This is a genomic window from Flavobacteriales bacterium, from assembly GCA_013001705.1.
In the GTDB taxonomy this organism is placed as follows: Bacteria; Bacteroidota; Bacteroidia; order Flavobacteriales_D; family JABDKJ01; genus JABDLZ01.
The window spans coordinates 1-11,247 of the sequence record JABDLZ010000165.1; the positions used below are offsets into that span (position 1 = coordinate 1).

Annotated in this window: 9 protein-coding genes; 4 read left to right on the top strand and 5 right to left on the bottom strand. The window is 50.3% G+C overall.

The genetic code is table 11. The features are described from left to right. Both HKN79_06870 and HKN79_06875 read left to right on the top strand, forming a co-directional pair. The coding region (locus HKN79_06870; protein ID NNC83282.1) for a hypothetical protein at nucleotides 1–501 on the top strand (501 nt) is incomplete at its 5' end. 9 nt (nucleotides 502–510) lie between these two features. Then, nucleotides 511–966 carry a class I SAM-dependent methyltransferase gene (locus HKN79_06875; GenBank protein NNC83283.1) on the top strand — a complete coding sequence of 152 codons (456 nt, stop codon included), beginning with the start codon at nucleotides 511–513 and terminating at the stop codon, nucleotides 964–966. A gap of 46 nt (nucleotides 967–1,012) precedes the next feature. Here HKN79_06875 and HKN79_06880 read toward each other — a convergent pair whose 3' ends face one another. Both HKN79_06880 and gyrA read right to left on the bottom strand, forming a co-directional pair. Further along, entirely contained in the window at nucleotides 1,013–2,206 is a 1,194-nt protein-coding gene (locus tag HKN79_06880) for a tetratricopeptide repeat protein (GenBank protein ID NNC83284.1), read from the bottom strand. Nucleotides 2,207–2,231: 25 nt separating this feature from the next. Beyond that, the gene (gyrA, locus tag HKN79_06885; GenBank protein NNC83285.1) at nucleotides 2,232–4,868 is read right to left on the bottom strand and encodes a DNA gyrase subunit A; all 2,637 of its coding nucleotides are present in this window, start codon (nucleotides 4,866–4,868) and stop codon (nucleotides 2,232–2,234) included. Nucleotides 4,869–5,148: 280 nt separating this feature from the next. Here gyrA and HKN79_06890 point away from each other — a divergent pair, with 280 nt between their 5' ends. Continuing rightward, nucleotides 5,149–7,692, top strand: a complete 2,544-nt coding sequence (locus HKN79_06890; protein NNC83286.1) for an ATP-dependent Clp protease ATP-binding subunit — start codon at nucleotides 5,149–5,151, stop codon at nucleotides 7,690–7,692. A 12-nt stretch (nucleotides 7,693–7,704) separates the two neighbouring features. Here the strand turns inward: HKN79_06890 and HKN79_06895 are convergent, their stop codons facing one another. From HKN79_06895 to HKN79_06905, 3 genes are read right to left on the bottom strand one after another with little or no spacing between them, the layout of a single operon-like run. Beyond that, the gene (locus HKN79_06895; GenBank protein ID NNC83287.1) at nucleotides 7,705–8,574 is read right to left on the bottom strand and encodes a hypothetical protein; all 870 of its coding nucleotides are present in this window, start codon (nucleotides 8,572–8,574) and stop codon (nucleotides 7,705–7,707) included. A 49-nt stretch (nucleotides 8,575–8,623) separates the two neighbouring features. Then, a complete protein-coding gene (locus HKN79_06900) occupies nucleotides 8,624–9,568 on the bottom strand; it encodes a phosphoribosylaminoimidazolesuccinocarboxamide synthase (protein NNC83288.1) in 945 nt (314 codons plus the stop codon). Nucleotide 9,569: 1 nt separating this feature from the next. Then, nucleotides 9,570–10,505: a PhoH family protein gene (locus tag HKN79_06905; GenBank protein NNC83289.1), complete on the bottom strand. Its 936-nt coding sequence runs from the start codon at nucleotides 10,503–10,505 to the stop codon at nucleotides 9,570–9,572. Nucleotides 10,506–10,670: 165 nt separating this feature from the next. Between HKN79_06905 and HKN79_06910 the strand changes: the two genes are divergently transcribed. Further along, on the top strand, nucleotides 10,671–11,247 hold a 577-nt coding region (locus tag HKN79_06910), incomplete at its 3' end, for an SAM-dependent chlorinase/fluorinase (protein NNC83290.1).

An 11,247-nucleotide genomic window follows, 5' to 3' on the forward strand; every position in this document is an offset into this window, starting at 1 on the left:
CCCCCCCCCCATCGGAATAAGCTATCCAAACTCAGACCACGGAAGTGGCATCTGAAGGCGTTGGTCCAGAAGGGACTATCCTTTCTTCCCGATCCGGAAAAGGCCAACCATGTCTTTCAGAAATATGTGACCAAGGGGGTCCATCTGGATGATGAGCATTTTGGTTATAAGATAGAGCATGCATCTGATCATATCCGATATGCTCAAGCATATCTCGATACTGATAGGGACCTTGAAATTCTTGAACTAGGTACTGGCTGGTATCCGATCATCCCTATCTCATTCTACCTCTCTGGGCTGGGATCGGTCACCAGTCTGGATATACAGTCCTGGCTGACTGCAGATTCCCTACGGACGGCCATTCACAAGATGGTGGAATGGAGAGCCGATGGTCGATTAAATACCTATCTGACTTCCATCGATGAAGCCAGATGGGAAGAACTCATACAGATCACTGCTGACCCTAGGCTGTCTCGCGAAGCGATGTGTGAGAAAATCTGACTATCCACACTGCTTATCGATGCACGAGCTACTGGCCTGGCTGAGAGCTCCTTCGATTTCATCTGTTCCAACAACACCTTCGAGCATATCTATCCAAACGTCCTCAGCGATATTCTGAAGGAATTCAAACGGGTTTTGAAAGCAGATGGACTGATGAGCCACTTCATCGACCTTTCCGATAATTTTGCCCATTTCGATCATTCCATCACCATCTACAATTTCCTGCGTTTCAGCACGGATCGTTGGAATATGATCGATAACAGCATCCAACCTCAGAACAGGCTTCGTTGGAAGGAGTACAAAGAGAAGTACCAGGAATTGGATATCCCGATCACGGAAGAATCCATTCGAGAAGGCGAACTCGAATTACTTGCGCAAGTCGATGTACATCCTCAGTTCGATGCCTTCAGTGCAGAGGAATTGGCCATCAGCCACGGCTATCTCATCAGCAAATTCGATCCATAAAAAAAGGCGACCCGAGGTCGCCTTTCAAAGTCTTAATGGCTAGTGATCAGTCTCCCATCTTCGCCATGATCGCCTTCCGCTTCTCCAACTGATTGGTACGCGCGTAGATCTCAGCTAGCGAGACCATTGTCGATCTGTCTTCGGGACTGAGCTCATGGGCCTTTTCCAAGTAAGGAAGTGCCTTGGTCATCACATCATCGGCTTTTGCTTTTGCTGCTTGATATTCCTTTACCTTGTGGGTAGGGATGGCATTCGCATCATTGATCATCTCTACCGCTTCATTGAAGTAGCTAGCACCCAGGTTGTAGTTTGCATCGAAGTATGAAGGCTCCAGCTCGATGGCTTTTTTATAGGCTGCTCTTGCCTCTTCCTTATTGCCTGTGTTATCAAGCACTGCACCTACATTATATTGCAATTCGTGATTTTCAGGGTCCTGTGCCAAAGTCCTATTCAGGTAATCCAATGCCTTATCCATCTCACCCTTGCCTAAGTAGATATTCACCATATCGATCAAAAGCCCTTGGTCACTTGGATAAGCCTCCACACCATCATAGATGGCCTGTTCAGCGGCAGCAGTATCACCTGCTGCCAAGTGTATTTCAGACATGAACTTGAAGATGGCGGGCTCATCAAAACCTGCTTCCAATGAGCGTTGATAGTATTTCAAGGCATTGGCATCATCATCTGCTCGGTCAGCAGAAAGAGCGGCATTATAGATGGCCAGTGTATCGGTGATGCCCATGCTCTCCGAGAGAAGCATAGACTGCTCGAACATCTGGAATGCTCCCGCATAATCATTCGCATTGTAGCGATTGATCCCAGTGTTCATGGCCAGATTCTGCATGACCGCGAGACCCTGCTTATGCTCCATCTCATAATTGCCCTTGGAGTCCAACTCCATGGCTTTCTGATAACTCTCTGCCGCGAGGGAAACCGGATTTTCACTGACAGCAGCGATCTCAGGCTTGTCGAGGTGACGTGAGACCAGTTCATAGATGTTTGCCCTGTATCTCCAGGTCTTCTCCTTCATGCCTGTCTTCTCATGAGCGATGGCCGGTTCGATCTCCTGGATGGCCTCTGCCAACTCTTCAGCCGCAGCGGCAAAGTCCTCTGCCATGATCTTCTCCAGTGCCGCATCATAGCTGAATTTGGCATTGGTTACCTTACTTGACTGGGCCATGATCATCAGACCGGCAGTCAAGCAGAACACGGTCAGGATATTTCTTTTCAAATGGTTCATTTTCAAATATTTAGCGATGGTCGTATTATTCATCCACCTCATCATTATCAAAAGCTTTGCCAGAATCCTCAGGACTGTCTGTATCGCTGTCTGGGCTTGGGTTCTCCTGTGAATCTGTTTCTCCATCCACTCCCTCGGTGCCTTCGGCATCGCCTTCAGTTCCTTCTTCATCCAGGCTCACATTGAACTCATTCTCCAGGTGGTCGACCTCGATCTTGGCCACAGCCGCGATCTCATCTTTCCCTTTCAGATTGATGAGTCGTACACCTTGCGTGGCTCTTCCCATTACGCGCATTTCTTCCACATCCAATCGGATAGCAATACCGGATTTGTTGATGATCATCAACTGATCCCCATCGCTCACCTGTTTGATGGCGATCAATGCACCTGTCTTATCGGTGATGGTCAGGGTCTTCACCCCTTTACCTCCACGTTTGGTGATACGGTAGATGGGTTCACCGTCATCCGGATCGTTCAGATACGTACGTTTTCCGTATCCATTCTCACTTACCACCAGCACGGTCTTGTTGGGATCATCCACACAGATCATACCTACCACTTCATCTTTTGGTCCGCTGAGACTGATACCTCGGACTCCAGAAGCCGTTCTGCCCATCGAGCGTACATCCTTTTCATTGAATCGGATGGCACGTCCGGCCGTTGTCGCCAACAGGACTTCGTTCTGCCCGTTGGTCAATTTAGCCTCCAGCAGCTCATCTCCTTCACGTATGGTGATCGCATTGATACCGTTCTGACGAGGTCTGGAGTAGGCTTCCAGTTGTGTCTTCTTGACCACACCTTTCTTGGTGGCCATCATGATGTAGTGACTGTTCAAGACTTCTTCATCCTTGAGGTCCTTTACATTGATATAGGCCATGATCCTGTCATCCGACTCTATATTCAGTAGATTCTGAATGGCTCGACCCTTGGAGGTCTTGGACCCTTCCGGAATCTCGAACACCCGCATCCAGAAGCACTTACCCTTCTTGGTGAAGATGAGCATGTAGTTGTGATTGGTCGCCAGCAGGAGGTGTTCGAGGAAGTCCTCGTTACGCGTGGTCGATCCCCGCGAACCGACACCCCCGCGTGATTGGGTGCGGTACTCGGTCAATGAGGTCCGCTTGATATAGCCCAAATGGGAGATGGTGATGACCACAGACTCATCTGCGATCATATCCTCCATGCGGAAATCGGCTCCACTGTATTCGATAAGGGTCTTACGCTCGTCTCCGTATTTCTCCTTGACCTCTTCGAGTTCTTCTTTGATGATACTCATCCGTAGGTCCTCATTTCCGAGAATGGACTTCAGACGCTCGATAGTCTTCATCAGGTCATCGTACTCGGCTCTGATCTTGTCGCGCTCGAGTCCGGTGAGTTTCTGGAGCCGCATATCCAAGATCGCCTTGGCCTGGATCTCCGAAAGCTCGAACTGTTTCATCAGTCCCTCTTTGGCCTCTTCTGGATTGGCCGAAGAACGGATCAATGCGATGACTTCATCCAGATTGTCGATGGCGATCAACAAGCCCTCTAGGATGTGGGCACGCTCCTCTGCTTTACGCAATTCGTAGCGCGTCCTTCTCACCACGACCTCGTGTCTATGCTCCACGAATTCGCGGATCATATCCTTGAGGTTCAGGAGCTGAGGCCTTCCTTTTACAAGAGCAATGTTATTAACTGAGAATGAGGTCTGTAGAGCCGTGTACTTATACAGCTTGTTCAATACCACATTCGGTATGGAATCGCGCTTCAATTCATATACGATGCGCATTCCGTTCCGGTCGGATTCATCCCGGATATCGGAGATGCCTTCTATCTTTTTATCGTTGACCAGATCAGCGGTCTTCTTGATCATGTCGGCCTTGTTGACCTGATAAGGAATCTCTTCTACGATGATCACTTCGCGACCACTCTTGTTCTCCTCGATGCGTGCCTTTCCTCTGACGACTACCCGACCGCGTCCTGTCTCGAATGCTTCTCGCACACCGTCATAGCCATATATGGTACCCCCGGTAGGGAAGTCAGGAGCTTTGACATGCTCCATCAGACCGGCCACATCGATCTCTCGATTGTCGATATAGGCGATAGTCGCATTGACCACTTCGGTCAGGTTGTGTGGAGGCATGTTGGTAGCCATCCCCACTGCGATACCACTTGCTCCATTGACCAAGAGGGCAGGAATACGTGTAGGCAGTACCGAGGGCTCTTCCAGGGAGTCATCGAAGTTGGGTGTGAAGTCGACCGTCTCTTTGTCAAGATCCGACAGGAGTTCTTCCGCTAATTTCCTGAGTTTGGCCTCGGTATATCGCATGGCCGCTGGGCTATCCCCATCGACCGAACCGAAGTTTCCCTGCCCATTGACCAATGGATAACGCAAGGACCAGTCCTGTGCCATACGCACCATCGCGTCATAGACCGAGGTGTCACCGTGTGGGTGATACTTACCGAGCACCTCACCTACGATCCTTGCGGACTTCTTGTAGGCCCTGCTAGCAGTCACTCCCAATTCCAACATTCCATATAGCACCCTGCGGTGTACTGGCTTCAGTCCATCCCTCACATCTGGAAGGGCACGGGAAACGATAACGCTCATCGAATAATCGATGTACGCGCTCTTCATCTCATCCTCTATATTGACTGGAATTATTTTTTCTCCTTCTGCCATTTCGTCATTCTGATTATGTCTTGCCGACCCTACGGGTCAGTCTACCTCTTGAGAGCCGTGAAAATACCCATTTGGCGGCAGCTCAGGCCCGGTTATTGCTGTCTATATTTTGCACAATTGTTCACAGAATTCTGTGAATAATCGAAGGGTCACCGAAATAGCTTCGGATGGACTAAAAATACCTTTGAAACGAGCGGTATCGTACACGAAAGATTTGCTCGGACGAATTGAATTCTCTTATTTAGACGATAGGTAAGAGAGGTAATCTTTAAGAATCAGGATGGAAGCAAAATTCTCACCCCGCGTCAGGGACGTAATCACATACAGTCGAGAGGAGGCTCTGAGACTGGGACACAACTACATAGGTGTCGAACACTTCATGCTAGGCATTCTCCGCGAAGGAGAAGGTACTGCGATACAACTGCTCAAGAAATTGAATGTGGATCTGATCGGATTCAGGCGCATGCTCGAGTCCAGTATCGAATCCACGGCCAATGTCAAGGCTGCCAATGCGGATAATCTCCCACTGGTCAAGCAAGCTGAAAAGATATTGAAGGTGACCTATCTGGAGGCCAAGGTCCATAAGAGCAATACCATAGGCACGGATCACCTCCTTCTTTCCATCCTGAAGGACGATACCAATGTGGCCACACGTCAACTCCACAACATGGGGATAGATTATCACAAGGTCAATGACCTCATGGAACCTTCTCAGACCGGAAATCTCGACATCCGAGCGGAGATACCCAACGAGCCTGAAGATGACGATGACGGGCTGCGAGGAGAAATGGGCGGAGGTACCAGCCGGAAGGTAGGTGACTCCAAGAGCAAGACACCTGTCCTGGATAATTTCGGTAGAGACCTCACCCTACAGGCGGAAGAAGGAAAGCTGGACCCTATCGTAGGGCGTCAGAAGGAGATAGAACGGGTCTCACAGATCCTGAGTCGTAGGAAGAAGAACAATCCGGTACTGATCGGTGAGCCGGGTGTAGGTAAATCTGCCATTGCAGAAGGACTGGCACTCCGCATCGTGCAGCGCAAAGTGTCGCGTGTGCTCTTCGACAAGCGCATCATCGCGCTGGATATTGCCTCGCTGGTGGCCGGTACCAAATACCGTGGTCAGTTCGAGGAGCGCATGAAGGCCGTGATGAACGAACTCGAGAAATCCCCGGATGTCATCTTGTTCATCGATGAGATCCACACGATCGTTGGTGCCGGAGGTGCATCCGGTAGTCTGGATGCCTCCAATATGTTCAAGCCGGCCCTTGCGCGTGGAGAGATCCAATGCATAGGAGCGACCACATTGGACGAGTACCGCCAGCACATCGAGAAGGATGGCGCCTTGGAGCGCAGATTCCAGAAGGTCTTGGTAGAGCCAACGAGCATCGAGGAGACCATTGAGATCCTGCACAATATCAAAGAGAAATACGAAGACCACCACGGTGTCAATTATACCGATCCGGCCATAGAGGCCTGTGTCAAATTGACCTCGCGATATATGTCCGATAGACACCTTCCCGATAAGGCCATCGATGCCTTGGACGAAGTAGGGTCACGCGTACACATCACCAATATCAAGGTGCCCAAGGAGATCCTCAAGCTGGAAGAACAGATAGAGGACGTCAAGGAGGAGAAGAACAAAGTGGTGCGCAGTCAGAAGTATGAGGAGGCCGCCAAGTTGAGAGATAAGGAAAGGCAACTCACCGAAGAGCTGGACAAGGCCAAGACCGAATGGGAGGCCAAGGCACGTGAGCAGCGAGAGATCGTGGATGTGAATGCCGTAGAAGATGTAGTGGCCATGATGACCGGTATCCCGGTGCAGCGTATCGCTGAGAAAGAAAGCGGGCGATTGGCACGCATGAAGGATGAGATCGGTGACAAGGTCATCGGTCAGGAAGAGGCCGTGGTCAAGGTGGTCAAAGCCATCCAACGGAATCGGGCTGGACTCAAGGATCCCAACAAGCCTGTGGGATCGTTTATATTCCTCGGGCCCACCGGTGTAGGTAAGACCCAATTGGCCAAAGTACTCGCCAAGCACATGTTCGACAGTGAGGATGCCCTCATCCGTATCGACATGAGTGAGTATATGGAGAAGTTCGCTGTATCCCGTCTCATCGGAGCACCTCCGGGATATGTCGGGTATGAAGAAGGGGGACAATTGACCGAGAAGGTCCGCAGGAAGCCCTACTCCATCGTGCTCTTGGATGAGATCGAAAAGGCTCACCCAGATGTATTCAATCTCCTACTCCAGGCCCTGGATGATGGTCAACTGACCGATTCCCTCGGGCGTAGGATCGATTTCCGGAACACGATCATGATCATGACTTCGAATATCGGTGCACGACAGCTGCAGGATTTCGGTCAGGGTGTAGGATTCAGTACGAATGCCAAGCAGGATAGTGCTGATGCGCATGCGAGAAGTGTGATCAACAGTGCTCTGAAGAAGACCTTTGCACCGGAATTCTTGAATAGGATCGATGACATCGTGCTCTTCAATTCCTTGTCACAGGACGATATCCATAAGATCATCGATATCGAATTGGCCAAGCTCTACGGTCGTATCCAAGAACTGGGATATAGCATCAAGATGTCCAAGGATGCGAAGAACTTCATCGCCAGCAAAGGCTATGATGCCAAGTTCGGAGCACGTCCATTGAGTCGTTCTATCCAGAAATATGTGGAAGACCCTCTAGCCGAGGAGATCGTGAATCAGAATCTCGAAGAAGGCGATTCTATCAGTATCGGATTCGATAAGAAGAAGGAGGAGATCACCATCAAGATCGGCAAGTCGAAGAAGCAGGCCGAGAGCGATGATGAGAAGTAGAGCGGGACGAGCTTAGTCCTTCCAATTTATATTGCACAGATTGAGTTTCCACAATCTGCCTTTCTTCCCTTTGCTGGACTCTTCACTGATGTAGAGGTCGCATTCGGTCATGTGTATAAGTGCCTCTTTCCTCGATTTTTTCAGTGGGAAATAGCGATACGCCCCATCAAAGAATTCATCTTTCTTGTAGGCAAAGAAGAAGTGCAAGGCATCGTTGCTGAGCAAGGCAAGCTTGCGACCGTCCACTCCGATGTCTGCAGAGGTTATCTTGATATTCAGATCCGGATCCTCCCAGAAGAATTCTCCGATGAAGTCCGCAGTATGCAACCCAGCTGCATCGGGTAGGGAATAGAGCATGAGGCTGTTATCCTTCTCATCGCATCGGTCCTTGGAAAAGATATAGAGCTTATTCCTCGACCAGGTCATGGCCTCGAAATCGTAATGGCACTCGCTGTTCAATCCATCATCCGGTAGCACGAATTCTATGACTTCAGGACGGACACTGTCCCCGGTGATATCTGCTACGTTCAATTTGTAAATGCTCAGACGGTCCCGTTTCTGCTTGTTGTTCCCGGTATCGGCCAGATAGAGATTGCCTTGTTCGTCCTGGGCCATATCTTCCATATCCTCAGGCTCTACACCTATCAGCTTGACTGTGCGTACCAATTCTCCGCGGATATCGATCTCATATATCTCGGCTTTACCGCCATGGTCATTGAGTGTCCATAACGAGGTGACGCTGGCTGCTGCCAGTCCAGAACTCTCATCCACCTCCATGGGAAGCGTGCCCATTTCAATGGGTTGTACCTCTTGCTGTGCCTCTGTGTGAAGGCAAGTGGTCAAAGTCAGGCCGGATACCAATAGGGCGAGTGTTCGGATCATAGAATGTAGTCTTGGATGCAAGCTAAGCAAATATCGTCCCAAAGTAAATTCACCGGGATGCGAGGTAATCGAGTACATTTTGCTCGATGCGAGCATGTAGATCTGCGGTATCGGCCGCTTCAAACTCCTCCCCGGTGATATTCTCATACAACTCGATATAGCGCTTGCTCACTGATCGTATGAACGCGTCACTCATCTCGGGCACCTGTTGACCTTCGAGTCCTTGGAATCCGTTCTCTATCAACCACTGCCTGACGAACTCTTTGCTCAATTGCCGCTGGGCCTCTCCCCGCTCCTGTCGCTCTTCATAACCTTCCTTGTAGAAATAGCGGGATGAATCCGGAGTATGTATCTCATCGATGAGATAGATGGTATCCCCTTTCTTACCGAACTCGTACTTCGTATCCACCAGAATGAGCCCACGCTCTGCGGCAAATTCCGTCCCTCTCTGGAACAATGCTCGGGTGTAGTTCTCCAATTGTATGTACTCCTCTTCAGGGACTATGCCCTGAGCGATGATCTCTTCTCGACTTATATCCTCATCATGTCCTTCCTCGGCCTTGGTGGCCGGTGTGATGATGGGTGCGGGAAGTCGGTCGTGTTCTTTGAGACCTTCTGGTAGCGCTACACCACAGAGCATACGCTTACCAGCGCGGTACTCCCGCCAGGCATGTCCTGTGAGATAGGCACGTATGACCATTTCTACCCGATAGGGCTCACAGGCCAGACCTACGGTCACCTGTGGATCAGGGCAGGCCTGTTTCCAGTTGGGAACGATGTCTGCCGTGAGATCCAGAAATCGATTGGCTATCTGATTGAGCACTTGTCCTTTGAAGGGTATCCCTCTAGGCAGGACCACATCGAAAGCCGAGATGCGATCGCTCGCGATCATGACCAGTCGCCCATCGTCCAGGTGATAGACATCCCTCACCTTGCCTTTGTATTTCTTGACCTGCCCAGGAAGGTGCAGGTCCGTCTCCATGAGTGCCTCCATCTCAGTTCTTATCGAATGCATCTATGATCTTCTTTACCAAGCGGTGTCGGATGACATCGCTGCTATCCAACTCCACGATGCCTATGCCGTCTATCTTCTTCAGCCTGTTCATGGCCATGACCATACCGCTGGCTTTTTTGTGGGGCAGGTCCACCTGAGTGAGATCCCCGGTGATGATGAACTTGGCATCCATGCCCATCCGGGTGAGGAACATCTTCATCTGATTCTCGGTGGTGTTCTGCGCCTCATCCAGGATGACATAGGCATGGTCGAGTGTGCGACCGCGCATATAGGCCAATGGTGCGATCTCTATGACCCGATTCTCCAGATACTCGGTCAATCGCTTGGGTGGGATCATGTCGAATAAGGAATCGTAGATCGGCTGCATATAGGGATCCAGCTTGTCCCGCATATCACCGGGTAGGAAACCCAGACTCTCTCCTGCTTCCACAGCCGGGCGAGTAAGGATGATCCTACGTACCTCCTTGTCTTTCAGTGCGCGTACGGCCAGTGCTACAGCCGTATAGGTCTTCCCCGTACCTGCCGGCCCCGAGACCAAGACCAGGTCGTTCTTCTCCGCTGCCTTGACCATGCGGTGATGGCCTTTGGTGCGGGGTTTGATCCGTAAGCCCTTGTTGCCGTAGACCAGGATAGAAGCGTCCTCTTTACCGGAGGAGTCCCCGTTGCCTTCTCCGACTACATTGGCGATATCGCTATCGGTCAGGGTATTATATCGTTCGACATGTTTCCTCAGTTCTTCGAATCGCTGGGTGAATCGTTTGACCTCCTTGGGTTCTCCGATCACCTTGATGGTATCACCCCGAGAGATGATCTTCAGCGTAGGAAAGTGTTTACGGATAAGTCGGAGTTTGGAATTATTGACCCCGAGTATGGATACTGGATCGATTCCAGTGATGGTGAATTCCTTCTCTTGCAAGCTCTGTATATTGGCAGAACAAATATGCCTAGAATCCGCTGTTCACAGTCGATTTGTTCATTTCACTTTTCAACAGGAGTCCAGCACACATTCTGCCCTCTAACTTTGCGGGATAGCCCACGAATCCCCGTATACGTAGACGATAGACATCTGCTTTGATACCCTATGCCGATCATCACCTTGACAACAGACCTGGGTCTGAAAGATTTCTATGTGGCCGCTGTCAAAGCGACCATTCTCCGGCAATTGGACCCGGTGCATATCGTGGATATCAGTCATGAGATAGAGAAATTCAGCATCGCTCAAGCCGCCTATCACATCCGGAATGTGTTCAAGGAGTTCCCTGAAGGGACGGTACATATCATAGGTGTGCGACCTGAATTGAGCACCAAGAATGCCCACGTGGTGGTCAGAAAAAACGGTCAATACCTGATAGGTGCTGACAATGGCATCTTCTCCTTCATCTTCAACGAACCCGTGGATGAGGTCTTCGAATTGACTATCAGTCAGGATACGGACGACCTCACCTTCCCTACCAAGGATGTATTCACCAAGGCGGCCATCCATCTGGCAAAAGGAGGTACGCCTGAGGTGATAGGTCGTAAGACTGAATTGAAGAATGTATTCAGCCGACTCCAGCCCATCACCGATGCCAACAGTATACGTGGCCACGTTACCTACATCGATTCCTATGAGAATGTGATGACCAATATCTCAGAGCAGATGTTCCAGGATATAGGAG